Source organism: Microbacterium gubbeenense DSM 15944, assembly GCF_000422745.1.
Lineage (GTDB): Bacteria > Actinomycetota > Actinomycetes > Actinomycetales > Microbacteriaceae > Microbacterium > Microbacterium gubbeenense.
In genome coordinates this window covers 17,819-34,586 of the sequence record NZ_AUGQ01000010.1, presented here as the reverse complement: position 1 = coordinate 34,586, position 16,768 = coordinate 17,819, and the positions used below count along the sequence as shown (strand labels likewise).

13 protein-coding genes are annotated in these 16,768 nt (G+C 70.0%); 8 read left to right on the top strand and 5 right to left on the bottom strand.

Annotated features, from left to right (window positions below):
• Entirely contained in the window at positions 1-1,317 is a 1,317-nt protein-coding gene (locus G510_RS0107755) for an MATE family efflux transporter (RefSeq protein ID WP_029153169.1), read from the bottom strand.
• A gap of 22 nt (positions 1,318-1,339) precedes the next feature.
• Here G510_RS0107755 and G510_RS0107750 point away from each other — a divergent pair, with 22 nt between their 5' ends.
• Positions 1,340-3,301, top strand: a complete 1,962-nt coding sequence (locus G510_RS0107750) for a M13 family metallopeptidase (protein ID WP_029153168.1) — start codon at positions 1,340-1,342, stop codon at positions 3,299-3,301.
• A gap of 16 nt (positions 3,302-3,317) precedes the next feature.
• Here the strand turns inward: G510_RS0107750 and cydC are convergent, their stop codons facing one another.
• The 3 genes from cydC to G510_RS0107735 all read right to left on the bottom strand — a co-directional run bounded on the left by cydC (position 3,318) and on the right by G510_RS0107735 (position 9,616).
• Complete coding sequence (gene cydC, locus G510_RS15945; RefSeq protein ID WP_051216585.1) at positions 3,318-6,923, bottom strand: thiol reductant ABC exporter subunit CydC; 3,606 nt, start codon at positions 6,921-6,923, stop codon at positions 3,318-3,320.
• A 77-nt stretch (positions 6,924-7,000) separates the two neighbouring features.
• On the bottom strand, positions 7,001-8,038 hold the full coding sequence (cydB, locus tag G510_RS0107740; RefSeq protein WP_029153167.1) for a cytochrome d ubiquinol oxidase subunit II: 1,038 nt from the start codon (positions 8,036-8,038) through the stop codon (positions 7,001-7,003).
• 12 nt (positions 8,039-8,050) lie between these two features.
• The gene (locus tag G510_RS0107735) at positions 8,051-9,616 is read right to left on the bottom strand and encodes a cytochrome ubiquinol oxidase subunit I (RefSeq protein ID WP_029153166.1); all 1,566 of its coding nucleotides are present in this window, start codon (positions 9,614-9,616) and stop codon (positions 8,051-8,053) included.
• A 144-nt stretch (positions 9,617-9,760) separates the two neighbouring features.
• Between G510_RS0107735 and G510_RS0107730 the strand changes: the two genes are divergently transcribed.
• From G510_RS0107730 to G510_RS0107705, 6 genes are all read left to right on the top strand, one after another.
• Positions 9,761-10,111 carry a BlaI/MecI/CopY family transcriptional regulator gene (locus G510_RS0107730; protein ID WP_029153165.1) on the top strand — a complete coding sequence of 117 codons (351 nt, stop codon included), beginning with the start codon at positions 9,761-9,763 and terminating at the stop codon, positions 10,109-10,111.
• Between the two features lie 125 nt (positions 10,112-10,236).
• Positions 10,237-10,989, top strand: a complete 753-nt coding sequence (locus tag G510_RS15940; RefSeq protein WP_051216584.1) for a M56 family metallopeptidase — start codon at positions 10,237-10,239, stop codon at positions 10,987-10,989.
• A gap of 66 nt (positions 10,990-11,055) precedes the next feature.
• A complete protein-coding gene (rbsK, locus tag G510_RS0107720) occupies positions 11,056-11,991 on the top strand; it encodes a ribokinase (RefSeq protein ID WP_029153164.1) in 936 nt (311 codons plus the stop codon).
• A gap of 42 nt (positions 11,992-12,033) precedes the next feature.
• Positions 12,034-12,975 (top strand): LacI family DNA-binding transcriptional regulator, encoded by a 942-nt coding sequence (locus G510_RS0107715; protein ID WP_029153163.1) that lies wholly within the window; start codon positions 12,034-12,036, stop codon positions 12,973-12,975.
• A 97-nt stretch (positions 12,976-13,072) separates the two neighbouring features.
• Positions 13,073-14,707 (top strand): fucose isomerase, encoded by a 1,635-nt coding sequence (locus G510_RS0107710; protein ID WP_029153162.1) that lies wholly within the window; start codon positions 13,073-13,075, stop codon positions 14,705-14,707.
• Positions 14,708-14,727: 20 nt separating this feature from the next.
• The gene (locus G510_RS0107705) at positions 14,728-15,402 is read left to right on the top strand and encodes a FadR/GntR family transcriptional regulator (protein ID WP_029153161.1); all 675 of its coding nucleotides are present in this window, start codon (positions 14,728-14,730) and stop codon (positions 15,400-15,402) included.
• 3 nt (positions 15,403-15,405) lie between these two features.
• Here G510_RS0107705 and G510_RS15935 read toward each other — a convergent pair whose 3' ends face one another.
• The gene (locus tag G510_RS15935; protein ID WP_051216583.1) at positions 15,406-15,801 is read right to left on the bottom strand and encodes a cupin domain-containing protein; all 396 of its coding nucleotides are present in this window, start codon (positions 15,799-15,801) and stop codon (positions 15,406-15,408) included.
• A gap of 87 nt (positions 15,802-15,888) precedes the next feature.
• On the opposite strand from G510_RS15935, the gene G510_RS0107695 reads away from it, so the two are divergent.
• Entirely contained in the window at positions 15,889-16,734 is an 846-nt protein-coding gene (locus G510_RS0107695; protein ID WP_029153160.1) for an amidohydrolase family protein, read from the top strand.
• Positions 16,735-16,768: the final 34 nt, after the last annotated feature.

The following is a 16,768-nucleotide window of genomic DNA, read 5'->3' as shown; positions in this document are numbered from 1 at the left end:
CTACGCCGCGTTCTCGAGCCAGGCGGATCCCTTGACGCGTCGCGCGAGCGTCCACCAGCGCATGCCCATGAGCACGCCGTAGAAGCCGAACGCGACGAACATCAGGCCCCAGGATCCGGTCGGTTGTGCCATCAGCACGATCAGCAGGTAGATGACGAACGGCACGAGGCCGATGGCGCCGGCGAGGGCGAGGTAGCGCGAGTCGTTCGCTCCCATCAGTACGCCGTCGAGCACGTAGACGATGCCGGCGAGCGGCTGCAGCACCCCCATGAGGATGAGCGCCGGCAGGATCAGCCACGACATGTGCCACTCGCCCGTGAACGCGACGCCGAGGAGCGGGCTCGCGCCGGCGATGACGACGCCGAGCACGGCGCCGGCCGCGGCGCCCCACGCGACGGTGCGCGACAGCACGAACCGCACAGACTCCTCGTCGCCGGATCCGAGGTGCTTGCCGATCAGCGCCTGCGCGGCGATCGCGAGCGAGTCGAGCGCGAACGCGGCGATCGTGCCGAGCGTGAAGACGATCTGCCAGCCGGCGAGCTCCTCGGTGCCGAGCGCGGTCGCCGTCGCCACGGTGATCAGCAGCCCGATCCGGAGGGCGGCGGTGCGCAGGAACAGCCATCCGCCGGTCTTCGCCGTCCCGCGCACGCCCGCGCGCGCGGGGCCGGCACCGGATCCGTACTTCCGCGCCAGCCGCGCGGCGATGACGATGTACGCGACGACCATGCCCCACTGGGCGACGACGGTGCCGGCGGCTGATCCCGCGATGCCCCAGCCGAGGCCGTAGATGAACAGCCAGTTGAGCAGGGCGTTCGCGGCGAAGCCGAAGCCGGCGATCCACAGCGGCGTCATGGTGTTCTGCATGCCGCGCAGCAGGCCGGTCGCGGCGAACACGATGAGCATGGCCGGCAGGCCCCACATGCTGAGCGAGAGGTAGCTCTCGGCCTGTTCGGAGACCGCCTCGGACGCGCCGAAGAGCGACACTGCCCAGGGGGAGAGCAGGTACCCCACCACCGCGAGCACGCCGCCGATGCCGAGCGCGAGCCACATGCCGTCGATGCCGCGCGAGACCGCCTCGCGGTTGTTGCCCGCCCCGAACATGCGCGCGACCGCCGGCGTCGTCGAATAGGCGAGGAAGACCATGAGGCCCACGAGCGTCTGCAGCACGCTCGACGCGATCCCGAGACCCGCGAGCTGTGCGACGCCGAGGTGCCCGATCATCACCGAATCGATCGCGATGAACAACGGCTCGACGACGAGCGACCCGAACGCGGGCACGGCGAGCCACAGGATGTCGCGATTGAGGGAGCGGGTCACTGCTCCAGCCTAGGCTGGAGCCATGACGCATCCTTCCGGCCTCGCATCCGAGGACTTCTCCGCAGACATCCGCCCGCAGGACGACCTGTACCGCCACGTCAACGGCGCATGGATCGATCGCACCGAGATCCCCGCCGACAAGGCGCGATGGGGATCGTTCATGGAGATCGCCGAGCAGGCCGAAGAGGACGTGCGGGCGATCGTTCAGGAGTCGCAGACGGCGGATGAGGGCACCGAGGCCCGCAAGGTCGGCGACCTGTTCACGAGCTTCATGGACACCGAGCGCATCAAGGCCCTCGGCACGACCCCCATCGCGGACCAGCTGACCGCTGTCGACCAGATCGCCGACGTCCCCTCCTTCCTCCGCACCGTCAGCGAGTTCGACCGCCAGGGCGTGACGAACGTCATCGGCGTCTACGTCGAGCCCGACCCCGGCAACCCCGAGCGCTACGTGCCGTTCTTCACCCAGGCCGGCATCTCGCTTCCCGACGAGCAGTACTACCGCGACGAGGCCTTCGCCGAGATCCGCGATGCCTTCACGGGGCACATCGAGCGCATGCTCGCGCTCGCCGGGGTGGCGGATCCTGCGGGAAGCGCCGCGCGGATCCTCGCGCTCGAGACGAGCGTCGCGAGCCACCACTGGGACAACGTGCGCAACCGCGACGCCGTCGAGACGTACAACCTCATGACGTGGGCCGACGTCGAGCAGCTCGCGGGGCTCGACCTCGCGCCGTGGCGAGACGCCGTGCTCGGCGAGATCGACGCCGACGCCTTCGCCGAGATCAACGTCAACCAGCCCTCGTTCCTCTCCGGCCTCGGCTCGCTGCTCACGGCCGACAGCCTCGACGACTGGAAGACCTGGCTGCGCTGGAAGGTCGTGCGCTCGGCGGCGCCCTACCTCACCGACGACCTCATCGAGGAGAACTTCGACTTCGTCGGGCGCACGCTGCAGGGCGTTCCCGAGATGCGCGAGCGCTGGAAGCGCGGCGTCAGCCTCGCCGAGGGCGCCATGGGCGAGGCGGTCGGCAAGGTCTACGTCGAACGGCACTTCCCGCCGGAGGCGAAGGCGCAGATGGATGAGCTCGTGAAGAACGTCATCGAGGCGTACCGCGACTCGATCACGAACCTCGACTGGATGACCCCCGCCACCCGCGAGAAGGCGCTCGAGAAACTCGACACCTTCACGCCCAAGATCGGCTACCCCGTCAAGTGGATCGACTACGCGGCGCTCGAGATCGACGCCGCCGATCTCGTCGGCAACGCCCGCCGCTCCGCCGAGTTCGGCCACAACCGCGAGCTGAACAAGCTCGGCGGCCCGATCGACCGCGACGAGTGGCTGATGACGCCGCAGACGGTCAACGCCTACTACCACCCGCTGATGAACGAGATCGTGTTCCCGGCCGCGATCCTGCAGTACCCGTTCTTCGACCCGAACCGCGACGCCGCCGCGAACTACGGTGGAATCGGGGCCGTCATCGGCCACGAGATCGGCCACGGCTTCGACGACCAGGGCTCGCAGTACGACGGCACCGGCGCCCTCAACAACTGGTGGACCGAAGACGACCGCGCCGCGTTCGAGGAGCGCGCCGCGAAGCTGATCGCGCAGTTCGACGAGCTCTCGCCCCGCGACCTCGACGACAAGCACACGGTCAACGGCGCCCTCACGATCGGCGAGAACATCGGCGACCTCGGCGGCCTCTCGATCGCCCTGTCGTCGTACGCGCGCTCGCTCGCGGGCGCCGAGGATCCCGAGATCGACGGCTTCACGGGCGTCGCGCGCGTGTTCTACTCGTTCGCGCAGGTCTGGCAGCTGAAGATCCGCGACGCCGAGGCGATCCGCCTGCTGGCGGTCGACCCGCACTCGCCGAACGAGTTCCGCTGCAACCAGATCGCCCGCAACATCGACGCGTTCTACGACGCGTTCGGCGTGACCGAGTCGGACGACCTCTACCTCGCACCAGAGCAGCGCGTCTCGATCTGGTGACCCGCGGCCGGTCGGCTCAGAGGCGGATGACCTCTGCGCCCTCCGGCGCCTGGGCGTCTCCGCGGTGCGAGACCAGCACGACGATGCGATCGCTCGTCGCCGCGCGAATGTCGGCCATCATCGCCTCCGCCGTCGGGCGATCGAGGTGGGCGGCGGGCTCGTCGAGCAGGACCACGTCGGCCTGCGTCAGCAGCGCCCGCGCGACCGCGAGGCGCTGGCGTTCACCGCCGGACAGCCCGGATCCGCCCGCCCCGACGTGCGTGTCGAGACCGTCGGGGAGATTGTCGATGAGCTTCCCGAGCCCGACGCGGCGCAGCACGGCGAGCATCTCGTCGTCGGTCGGCGCCTGCTCCCGGGGGCGCGCGATGAGCAGATTCGCGCGCACGCTCGAGTCGAACACGTAGGCGTCCTGCGGGCACCAGGCGACCCGCGACCGCCACGACGCCGGGTCGAGCTCGCTCAGCGGTATCCCGTTCGCCGTCACCGACCCGTTCGTCGTCCACAGGGCGCCCATGATCACCGACAGCAGGGTCGACTTTCCCGATCCCGAACGGCCGGCCACGACGAGCCAGCCGCCCGCGCGCACGGATCCGTTCACGCCGCGGAACACGGCCTGATCCATGCCGGGGTACCGCGCCGCGACATCGTTGAGCGCCAGTTCGCGCACCGGAACGGGTGCGGGCGCCGTGCCTGTCGACACAGGCTTCGGCGCCGAGGCGAGAGGCGAGACGCGGCGCGAGACCTCGCTGAGCGCGGGGATGCGGTGGCCCGCCTGCACGAACTCTTCGAGCGGCTCCGTCGCGGCGAGGGCGAGTAGCGCGATAACGCACGCGAGCTCGCCGGAGGTGCCGACCGACATCGTCGGCACGGCGACGGCGAGCACCGAGCAGGCGAACACGACGATCGCGGATCCGAGGCCCGTCGACCAGGCGGATCCGCGCTCCGCCCGCGCGAGCCGCGCGGCCGTGCGGTCGAGCCGCGCGATGGCGGGGATCCCCGTGCCGTTCGCGCGCAGTTCGTCGGCCGCAGTGGCCAGGGCGCTCGTGCCGCGCACGAGAACGGACCGTTCGCCGATGCGCACCCGCGCGGATCCGCGTGCCACGACGACCGCGGCCGCGAGCCCCGCGAGCGCGGCGACGGACAGGACGATCGAGACGGCGAGCGTCAGGTGCGGTGCGACGAGCGACGTCGTGAGCGAGATCGCGGCGATCGAGAGCGCCCCGACGACGAGCGGCGGGATCGTGCGCGGCAGCAGATCGCGCATCTCGTCGGTGAGCGTGACGAGGTAGTCGATGGGGGATCCGCCCTCGAGGAGGCGGCGGGATCCCGCCCCGCGCGCCGCGATCGATCCCCAGAGCGTCGTGCGCAGCCGGTCGGTCGCTCGGAACGCGGCCGTGTGGATCACAAGGCGCTCGACGTAGCGCGACACGGCGCGGCCGATGCCGAAGAACCGCACGCCGACGATCGCGACGAGCAGGTACATGATGAACTCTTCGACGCTCGCACGCACGATGAGCCAGCCCGACACGGCGGTCAGGGCGAGGCCCATGCCGGTCGTGACGAACGCGAGGAACACGCCGAACACCCAGGTGAGGGTGCCGGATCCGGGCTGCATGATGCGCGACAGCGCCCGCCACGGCACGCGCCCGAACCGGCGCAGTGACTGGTGCGCGGGGCCGCGCAGCTTCGGCAGCCGGATCGCCTGCGACTCGGCGGCGTCGGCGATCCGCACGGTGTCGGTGACGACCCGCAGAGCGACCGTGGAGGCGTAGGGGTTCTCTACCTCGTCCGAGCCGTCGTCCGTCGCCTCGCGCGGATTCGTGTCGTCGTCGCCGACCGCCACGGTGTGCGTGGCGAGCGCGAGCGTCTCGGCCTCGTGCGTCGCGAGAATCACGGTGGCGCGGTCGGCTCGGCGCGAGATGGCCTCGCGCACCCGAGCGGCGGAGACCGGGTCGAGGTGCGCCGTCGGCTCGTCGAGGATCAGTACGTTCGCGCCCTGGTCGACCCGCGCGAGCGCCCGCGCCACGGCGAGGCGCCGCAGCTCGCCGGGGCTGAGCTCGGAGATCGCCGAGTAGGCGGCGTCGTGCAGACCGACCTCGCGCAGCGCGGCCTCGGGGTTCGAGGCGCCGTACAGGGCGAGCTCGTCCCACGGCGTCGTCGTGAAGGCGCGCGGGGCCTGCGGTGCCCAGCCCACGTATGCGGGGTCGACCCCGGCGATCCATCCGGAGGCCGCGGCGTCCGACGGAAGGGTGCCGGCGAGGGCACGCAGCAACGTCGACTTGCCCGCGCCCGAGGGGCCTGTGACGGCGGTGATCCCGCTCAGCGTGGCATCGAGGCCCGAGATCACGGGGGCCGACCGGTCGGCGTGCTGGATGACGAGATCCCGCACCTCGATCACGACCGGGCCGACCGGGCTCGTGGCCTTCTTCTCGCCGCCCCACGCCGTTCCCGAGGCGATCTGCGCGAGCGTGGGGAAGCCCGGATCCGTCGTCGTCTTCTGCTGCTCGGTGCGGGTGATCGGCAGGTCGATCTCGGTCGTGATGTCGGCGACGACGGCCAGCTCGGATCCGCGCACGTCGCCGCGGTGGGCGCCGCCGAGGATTCGCCGGATGCGCTGGAGCGCCGACAGCCCGTTCTGCGACGCGTGGAAGGCGGTGCCGACCTCGCGCAGGGCCTGGAAGCACTCGGGGGCGAGGATCAGCGCGATGAGCGCCACCTCGAGGCCGACCGTGCCGTTCATCAGGCGCAGGCCGAGCACGACGGCCACGAGCGCAACCGACAGGGTCGCGATCAGCTCGAGCGCGAGGGAGGACAGGAACGCCGTACGCAGCGTCTGCTGCGTACGGCGACGGTACGCGTGCTGGATGTCGTCGAGGGCGCGCGACTGCTCCTCGACCCGATTCAGGCCGACGAGCACGGGGAGCCCGCGCGCGAGCTCGGTCATGTGGTTCGCGAGCCGCGCGAGAGTGCTCGTCGCCTCGTCCGTGCGCTCCTGCGTGTGCTTGCCGATGAGGATCATGAACAGCGGCACGAGCGGCACCGTCAGCACGATGATCACGGCGCTCAGCCAGTCGGCGCCCAAGATCCGGAGGCCGATGAGCAGCGGCACCGCGACCGCCTGGATCATCGCCGGCAGCGACGTGCGGTAGTACTCGTCGAGATCGTCGAGCCCGTCGGTCGCGAGCACGGCGACGGATCCCTCGCCCTCGCGATCGCGGGAGATGCGCGCGGGTGCCGAGGGGCGATCGGTCGCCGGATCCGATTCGAGCTCCGCGCCCTCGGCGTCACCGCCCGCGATGCGATCCCACAGCCGCCCGCGGAGGTCGTGCTTCACCGTGACGGCGATCCGCTGGGCGACGCCGCTGGTGCCCCAGGCCGCGAGCGCCCGCAGCAGCGCGCCCCCCGTGCCGAGCATCAGGATGTGGGAGGGGTCGAGCTCGCCCGACATGAGCCCCGCGACGCCCGCCGCGATTGCGCCGGCGACGAGCACGAGCCCGACGGCCTTCAGCACGGCGAGCGCGCCGAGCACGACGAGCTGCACGCGCGGAACGGGGCCGAGCTCGGGGCGCCTCGTGGGCGCGTGGGCCGGCCTGTTTTCGGCCCGCCAGGGATCCTTCGTCATCGTGCTTCCATGCCTACCCGAATCTGAGCCCGCCGACCGGTTGCCCCGCCGTACCGATCCGGGGCGTTCGGATGTCGTTATCGCGCGCGGAGGATGGCGGGGAGCACGACGTGCGCCTCGGGGATCATGCCGGGGGTGATGCGGCGGCGGAACACCCAGTACGACCACGCCTGATAGGCGATCACGAGCGGAAGGCCGAAGGCCGCGACGACCGTCATCACGCCGAGCGTGTACGTGCTCGAGGAGGCGTTCTGAACCGTCAGGCTGAACGCGTCGTCGAGCGTCGACGGCAGGACGTACGGGAACATCCCCGCGAAGACGGATCCGCCGCCCGCGACGATGAACCACACGTACCCCGCGAACGCGCGCCCCTCGCGTCGCGCCCGGCCGCTGAGCCAGGCGAAGACCGCGCCGGCGACCGCGAGCGCGACGAGCGCCCAGGAGAGGACGGATCCGCCGTGCGCGACCTGCACCCAGATCGCCCAGGCGGCCGCGGGCAGGAGCAGCAGGGGTCCCCATGTCGCGGCGACGCGGCCCGAGCGCTCGCGGATCTCGCCGTCGGTCTTCAGCGCGAGGAACGCGGATCCGTGGGCGATCGCGAAGCCCACGACCGCGAGGCCGCCGAGCAGGGCGGGGATGCCGGCCCACGCGAACGGGCCGCCGACGCGGTCGCCGTTGGCGTCGATCGGCAGGCCGGTCGAGGTGATCCCGATCATCGCGCCGATGCAGAAGGCCGATACGAGGGAGCCGAGCCCGAGGCACCAGGTCCAGAACTCGGCCCAGCGGCGGGTGTGCACCTTGCCGCGGAACTCGATCGCGACGGCGCGCGCGATGAGTGCGAGCAGGAGCACCGTGAGGGGCACGTACAGCGCGGAGAACAGCGAGGCGTACCAGAGCGGGAAGGCCGCGAAGATCGCCGCGCCCGCCGTGATCAGCCACACCTCGTTGCCGTCCCAGACGGGGCCGATCGTGTTCAGCATCGTGCGGCGCGTGCGCTCGTCCTTCGTGCCGAACAGGATGTGCATGCCGACGCCGAAATCGAAGCCCTCGAGGGCGAGGAAGCCGAGCCAGAGCACGGCGATCACGACGAACCAGAGAACGGGGAGAGTATCCATGCCAGTGTCCAATCAGTACGCGAACGCGAGAACGTCGTCGCGGCGCGGGTCGTCGGTGTCGTCGTGGTCGTCTGTCAGCTCCGGCATCGCCGCCGCGGTGCCGCCCCGCACGTAGCGCACGAGCAGGAACAGCTCGACGACGAGGATCACGGCGTACACGAGCGTCAGGGCGATGACGGAGAACAGCAGCTCGCCCGCCGTGACGCCGGGGGAGACGGCGGCGGCCGTGTACATGAACACCCCGTCGATGCCGGTGGAGTCGGGATTGGGGGCGACGACGAACGGCTGCCGGCCGATCTCGGTGAAGATCCAGCCCGCGATGTTCGCGGCGAACGGCGCGATGATGCCGAGGACCGCGAGGCGCATGATCCACGGCGACCGCGGCACCGTCCCGCGGCGCGTGAGCCAGAGCGCGACGACGGCGGCGCCGGCGACGATGCCGCCGAGGCCGATCATGAGGCGGAAGCCCCAGTACGTCACCCACATGGTGGGCACGTAATCGATCTCGCTTCCGGCGTGCTCGCCGTAGAGCGGGTTGTCGGGCATCGTCGCGCCGTAGCTCTCGATGTACTGCGGCTCGAGGTCGTTGATGCCGGGCATCTCGGCGCCCCACTCGCCCGTGCCGAGGAATCCGAGCACGCCGGGCACCTCGATGAGGGTGATGACGTCGTCGCACGATCCGCCGGGGTCGCCGATGGAGAGCACGGAGAAGGATCCGCCCGTGTGGCAGGCGGCCTCTGCCGCGGCCATCTTCATGGGCTGCTGCTCGTACATGAGCTTGCCCTGCACGTCGCCGGTGATGACGGTGCCGGCGAATCCGAGGATCGCGACGACGGCGCCGAAGCGCAGCGACCAGATCCAGACGCCGTGGTCGGTCTTGTCGCGGCCGGGTGCCGTGCCCGCGCCGACGATGACGTGGCCGGTGTCGTCGACGGTGTCGATGCTGTCGTGGCGGCGGCGCCACAGGTGGTACCAGCTGATGCCGAGGGTGAACATGCCCGCGACGACGAGCGCGCCGAAGATCGTGTGCGTGTAGGCCGCGAGGGCGGTGCTGTTCGTGAGCACGGCCCAGACATCGGTCATCACCGGGCGGCCGTCGTCGCTCATCTCGACGCCGACGGGGTGCTGCATCCACGAGTTGGCGACGATGATGAAGAACGCCGAGATCCACGACGCGATGACGGCGCACCAGAGCGCGGCGAGGTGCAGGCCCTTGCGGACCCGGCCCCAGCCGAAGATCCACACGCCGAGGAAGGTCGACTCGACGAAGAAGGCGAGCAGGCCCTCCATCGCGAGCGGGGCGCCGAACACGTCGCCGACGAAGCGCGAGTACTCGCTCCAGGCCATGCCGAACTGGAACTCCTGCACGAGCCCGGTCGCGACGCCCACGATGAAGTTGATCAGGTAGAGCTTTCCCCAGAACTTCGTGGCGCGCAGGAACTGCTCGCGGCCGGTGCGCACCCACATCGTCTGCAGGACGGCGACCATCATGCCGAGGCCGATCGTCAGCGGCACCATGAGGAAGTGGTAGACGGTCGTGATGCCGAACTGCCAACGGGCGATATCGAGAGGATCCACGGGCGCTCCAAATGTTCTACGGTCTGTAGAAGTACGAGGCCAGCGTACCTCAGTTTCTACGGTGCGTAGAAGTTCTTCGACAATGAGTAGACGTTGCTTCGACAGGCAGTAGAATGAAGATCAGATACCAACGAGGGGGACCGATTGGGCAGTCTGGGAGACCTGGAACGCAGCGTGATGGACCTGCTGTGGGACGCCGAGCAACCGCTGACGGCGTATGACATCAAGGACGCGATCGAAGCGAACCGCGGCCGTGGGCTCGCGGCGACGACCGTTCTCACGGTGCTGTCGCGCCTTGAGAAGAAGGGCCTGGTCGACCCCGATAAGTCGGTGCGCCCGCACCGCTACGCCGCGATCGGTTCGCGCGCCGAGCACCAGGCCGAACTGATGCACGAGGTGCTCGTCGATTCGGGCGACCGCTCGGCCGTTCTGGCCCGCTTCGTGGGCGGCGTGTCCGACGAGGACGCCGCATTCCTGAGGTCGCTGCTCGACTGAGTGCGGTTCTGTCGGAGCACCCGCCCCGATGCGTCGATTCCGGCCGCGTGGGGCCACCTTCTCCGACATAACCTGAGGGTCCGTGCCGCAGGTTCCGACAGAACCGGAGTCGTACTCTGGACAGCATGAGTATCCCGGCGTTCAGCTCAGCGATCGCGCTGGCGTGCGTCGCGGTCTTCCTGGCCTGGCCGGCGCCGATCGTGCTCTCGCGGGCCGCCTGGCCCGCCCGCGCGCCGGCACGCGCCCTGATCCTGTGGCAGCTGATCGCGCTCGCCGGAGGCTTCTCGATGATCGGCGCGCTGTGGCTGATCTTCGACGCGATCTTCCCCGCCCACCCATGGTTGTCCGCGATCCCGGCGGCCGCGCTCGCGCTCTACCTGATCGCACATCTGGTCGTGACGGTGGTGCGCTTCGATCGGCAGCGCCGCCGGCACCTGCAGCTGCTCCTGCTGTTGAGCGAGCCCGATCCGACTCGTAAGCGCACGGTCGTGCTCGACGACAGCGCCCCCGTCGCCTACTGCCTGCCCCGAGGCGTCGGGTCGGTCACCGTGCTGTCCAAAGGCCTGTTCGACGCCCTCGATGAGGACGAGCTCGCCGCCGTGATCGCCCACGAGCGCGCGCACGTCGAGCAGCGGCACGAGGTGCTGCTCGTGGCGTTCAAGGCCTGGCGTTCGGCGCTGCCGTGGTTCCCGATCGCCGCGCGCGCGGAGGTCGAGGTCGAGGCCCTCGTCGAGATGCTCGCGGACGACCATGCCCGCCGCACGCAGCCCGCCGCGGTGCTCGCCCGGGCGATCCTGCAGGTCGGCAGCGTGCAGGCCGAGGCGGGCACTGCGGGACGCAGCCGCCAGGTCGACCGGTTCCGGCGGCTGGCGGGGTAGCGGCGCTCGCCCTCGATAATGGAACAGATCGTTCCGACACTCGCGAACTCGATAGGAGCTTGAGCAATGGCGCAATCGCCTCGCACCGACGTCATCGTCGTCGGCAGCATCTCGGTAGATGTGACGACGTTCTCGGAGCGCGTTCCCGAGCGCGGCGAGACGATTGTCGGCGATGAGTTCTCGCTCATGCTCGGCGGCAAGGGCGGCAATCAGGCGATCGCCGCGGGGCGAGCCGGGGCGCCCGCGCACATGGTGGGCTGTGTCGGCGATGATCTATTCCGCGACATCGTGTGGTCCGGGCTGGCGGAGGCCGGTGTCGATACGGAGTTCGTGCGCGAGGTTGCGGGCGTCGGAACCGGTGTCGCCCACATCCGTGTCGATGCCGCGGGCGAGAACGACATCGTCATGGTGCCGCGCGCCAACGGTGAGCTCAACGAGGCCGACATCGACCGCGCGTTCGACGCCGTCGGATCCCGCTGCGCCGTGATGCTCACCCAGCTCGAGACCCCGCTCGTCCTCACCCAGTACGCGGTCGACCGGGCCAAGCGCGCAGGCGTCACGGTGCTGCTCGATCCCGCGCCTGCACACGTCCTCGACGACGGTCTCTGGGCGAGCATCGACTTCGTGACGCCGAACGAGACCGAGGCTCGGCTGCTGACCGGAATCGAGGTCACGGATCGCGAGAAGGCGATCGCGGCGGGCCGCTGGTTCACGGATCGCGGCACGGGCTGCGCCCTCATCACGCTCGCGGGCGATGGTGCGGTCGCCGTGACGGCTGATGACGCCGTCTTCTTCGAGCCGATCCGCGTCGATGTCGTCGACACGACTGCGGCGGGCGACGCGTTCGCCGGATGCCTCGCCGCCAGCCTCGCGGCCGGCCTCACCCGCGACGACGCGATCCGTCGGGCGATGGCGGCCGGCGCCCTGGCCGTGACGAAGGCCGGCGCCGCCCCCAGCATCCCGTCGAAGGAAGAGGTCGACGCGCTGCTCGCGCGGGGGTAGACGGCGCCGCGCCGATGTAATCGATCCCATAGTCTGAGCACCGTGGCAACGATCATCGACGTGGCGAAGCTGGCCGGGGTGTCGACCGCGACCGTTTCGCGCGTCTTCAACGGCCAAGTGGTGTCGGAGGAGCGCGTCAGCGCGGTGCGGAAGGCTGCGCAGGAGCTGCAGTATGTGCCGAATCGCACCGCGAGGTCGCTGCGCCGCCGGCACAGCGAGATGATCGCGCTGATCTTTCCTGATGTTTCGAACCCCTATTTCACCGAGATCGCGCGCGGCGTCGAGGACGTGGCGCGCGCCGCCGGATACTCCGTCGTGCTGTGCAACACCGATGGGGATCACGCGAGGGAGGCGGAGTATCTGCGCGTCGCCGCGGGCGCGAACATGGCCGGCGTGATCCTCGCCGCGGCCGATGACGATTCGCCCGCGCCGACGGGATCCGCCCCCGCCGTCGTCGCGATCGACCGCCCGCTGCGCGGCGCGAACGTCGACGAGATCCTGATGGACAACTACGAGGCGGGTTTTCTCGCGGCCGACGCAATCGCGGATCGAGGCCCGCTCGCCATGCTCACCGGATCCGCGACCGTCGGCACGGCGCGCGAACGCGCCCGAGGGGCCGTCGACGCGGGTGCGGTCGAGGTCATTCACGCGGACTTCGGCGTCGAGGGCGGCCGCCGTCATGCGCTCGAGCTGCTGGATCGCGCGGAGCGGCCCGGCGGGATCATCGCGGGCAACAACCTCCTCGGCGTCGGCGTCCTTCAGGCGATGGGGGCGCGCGGGCTTTCGTCGGGCGACGTCGCCGTGTCCGTCATCGGCGCCCTTCCGTTCACGACACTGGATCCGCGTGCCGTGCCGATCGTGCACCTCCCCTCGCGGCGCATGGGCGAGCTGGCCGCGGAGCGGATGCTGCGGCGCATCGCCGGCGACGCGGGCGGGCTCGAGCGGGTCGTTCTGCGCGGCGAGCTGCGCTCAGCCATCGACTGACTCGCGGCGACGGGAGTTGTCTCCGCACGGTCCGTCATGTAATCCTTTACATCGAGGCCGATCTGACCCACGAACACCCCATAGGCGAGGAAGATTCATGTCTGCATACGCACTGCCGGAGACCGTCGCGCGACCCGAGCTCGCACCGAAGACGGCCTATCTCATCACCAGCGGCGACCTCCGTGAGTCGGCGAACGTGGCCGGCTGGGAGACGCAGAAGGGCGTCGAGGCCGGCGTGACCGCGGCGGTCGCCGATCTCGGCTGGAACGTCGTGCGCGGCTTCGACGTCGACCCCGCCACGGGACACGGCTTCATCTCGAGCCAGCGCATGGGCCTCGACGTCTTCAAGAACATCCCCGAGGATGCGCCGCTCATCGTCGCGATCGCGAACTGGCAGTACTCGCACCACGTGCTCGCCGGGCTCCGCACGCACCGCGGGCCGATCCTCACGGTCGCGAACTTCGCTGGTGACTGGCCGGGTCTCGTCGGGCTCCTGGGCCTCAACGCCAGCATGACGAAGGCCGGCATCGACTACTCCACGACGTGGTCGGTCGACTTCACCGACGACTGGTTCCGCGCCGGCATCCGCGAATGGATCGAACAGGGCACGATCACCCACGACGCGTCGCACGTGCGCGCGCTTCCCGAGCTTCCGGAGAGCGCTGAGCGCGCGCTCGGCCAGGCCCTCGGCGACCAGCTGCTCCGCGAGAAGGCCATCATCGGCGTCTTCGACGAGGGCTGCATGGGCATGTACAACGCCATCTTCGACGACGAGCTGCTCAACCAGATCGGCGTCTACAAGGAACGCCTCAGCCAGTCGGCGCTCTACGCCGAGATGCAGACCGTCTCGGACGACGAGGCCGCGAAGATCGGCGAGTGGCTCGCCGACAAGGGCATGACCTTCAAGCTCGGCACCGACGAGGCCACCGATCTCACCGAGCGCCAGCTGCGCGAGCAGTATAAAATGTACATCGCCGCGCTGCGCATCGCCGACGACTTCGGGCTCGACGCGGTCGGCATCCAATACCAGCAGGGCCTCAAGGATCTCGCTCCCGTGTCGGACCTCCCCGAGGGCCTGCTCAACTCCACCGAGCGCCCGCCCGCCTTCTCGCGCGACGGATCGCGCGAGCTGTTCTCCGGCCGCGCCGTGCCGCACTTCAACGAGGCGGACGAGGGTGTCGCCGTCGACGCGCTCATCACGGATCGCGTGTGGCGCGCCATGGGGCTCGTGCCCGACAACACGCTGCACGACGTGCGGTGGGGCGAAGACTTCGACGGCCAGTTCGTCTGGGTGTACGAGATCTCGGGCTCCGTTCCCGGATCGCACCTCGGCGGCTGGGACAAGGCCGAGGGGTGGCGTCAGGATCCGGTGTTCTTCCCCGCCGGCGGCGCGACAGTCAACGGCGTCTCGAAGCCCGGCGAGCTCGTCCTCTCTCGCGTGTTCATCGCCGACGGCGTGCTGCAGGCCGACATCTTCCGCGCCACGGCGGTCGAGCTGCCGGAGGAAGAGACCCTTCGTCGCAAGAACGCGACCAACCCCGAGTGGCCGATCGCGCACATCGCGCTGCACGGCGTGACCCGCGACCAGTTCATGGCCCGGCACAAGGCGAACCACGCGCAGATGGTCTACGCGCCCGACGCCGAGACCGCCGACAAGGCGCTCGCCGCAAAGGCAGCGATGTTCGATCGCCTCGGCATCACGGTGAATCTCGTGGGCGACGTAAACATCTGATCTATCGCTAGAATCGCCGCATGGCTGTTACCGACGAGGCGATTGCGGGCATCAAAGAGATGATCGTCTCGGGGATCCTGTCCCCGGGCGATCGTCTTCCGCCCGAGAAAGAGCTCAGCGAGTCGCTGGGCCTCTCGCGCAGTTCCCTGCGCGAGGCGGTCAAGGCGCTCGCCGTGATCCGCGTGCTCGACGTGCGCCGCGGCGACGGCACCTACGTGACGAGCCTCGAGCCGAGCATGCTGCTCGAGGCGATGAGCTTCGTCGTCGACCTGCACCAGGACGACTCGGTCCTGGAGATCTTCGCGGTCCGGCGCATGCTCGAGCCCGCCGCCGCCGAACTCGCCGCGCACACGGCCGATGAACAGGACATCGCCGACCTCGAGCAGATGCTCGAGGATGTGCCGGACGGCCCCGACATCGAGGCGCTCGTGTCGCACGACATCGAGTTCCACCGGCGCATCGCGCTCTCGACGGGCAACTCGTACCTCACCGGCCTGCTCGACTCCCTCTCGGGACCGACCGTGCGCGCGCGGGTGTGGCGCGGCATCACGGAGACCGGATCCACCCCGCGCACGATCGGCGAGCACCGCGGCATCGTCGAGGCGATGCGCCGCGGCGACGGTCAGCTCGCGAACGCGCTCATGGTCGCGCACGTCGCGGGCATCGAGCAGTGGCTGAAGGCCGCCAAGGCCTGATCCTTACTCGCTCCAGGGGAACGGGCTCTCCTTGTCGAGCGTGGCGTCCTTGCCGGTGCCCGCAAGGGAGTCGGCGCCGGAGCGCAGGCAGAGCCACTTGAGCGCGACGGGGCTGCTCGGCAGGCACCGCAGCGCCCGCATGCTGTCCGGGGCGACCCGCACCACGGTGCCGGCGCTGAGCGGCACGACGTCGTCGCCTACGGCGAGCTCGCCCTCGCCGTCGAGCACGACGTAGATCTCCTCGAGTAGGGCGTGCGAGTGCCAGAACGGCGACTCGTCGCCCGGGTCGGTGGCGTTGACCGAGATACCGACGTTCTCCACCCCGAGGTCGCCCTCGATGAACTGCTTGCCGGTCCAGCTGCCGACGCTGCCGATGGTCGTCACGTTGTATTCGCTCATGCCCTCACGCTAACCGAAAAGATCACCCGCGCGAGAGATCTGATCTCTCGCTACACTCTCCCCAACGTCGGCTGAGGGAGCGGAAGAATGACGATTCTCGATTCGCATGCGCACGTGTGGGATCCGCGGGAGATCCCGCACCCCTGGCTCGAGGGCAACGACGTCCTGAATCGGCCGTTCCTGCCGGCCGACATCGACACGGCCGGCGGCCTGATCGATCGGTGGATCTTCGTCGAGACCGACGCGATCGCCTCGTTCGCGCGCGTCGAGGCCGACTGGGTCGCGAGCATCGACTGGCCGGGGCTCGAGGGCATCGTGGCCCACGTCGAGATGGCCCGCGGCGATATCGAGCATCAGCTCGACGACCTGCAGGACGCGCGCCTGCTCGTCGGGGTGCGGCCGTCGCTGCAGAACGGCCCCTCCGAGTTCATCTCGTCGCCGGAGTTCGCCGCCGACCTGCGCGAGATCGGCGAGCGCGGCCTCGCCTTCGATGCGTGCGTGCGCTGGCACCAGCTGGACGCGCTCGTCGCGGCCGCCGAGAATGCGCCCGACACGCGCATCGTGCTGGATCACCTCGGCAAGCCGCCCGTGCTCGAGGGCCTCGAGGGCGCGCAAGGATCCGCGTGGCGCCGTGGCATCGAGCATCTCGCGGCGCTGCCGAACGCGTTCGTGAAGTGCTCCGGCATGCCCGCGGAGGCGGGCGAGGCGTTCGACGAGGTCGCGGGCACGTTCGATCGTGTCGCGCTCGACGTGTTCGGGGCGGATCGCGCGATGTTCGGCGGCGACTGGCCGGTGTCCGGATCCGAGGGGTTTGGGGTGCCGCTCGCGCGCGCCATCGACGCGCTGCGCGCCGTTTCCAGCGACGCGGAGTGGGCGCGGCTCGCGGGCGACACGGCCCGCGAGTTCTATCGCCTCAATACATCGGATGTTTGACGCCGTTCGAGTGGTAACCTCGGGGTGAACCGCG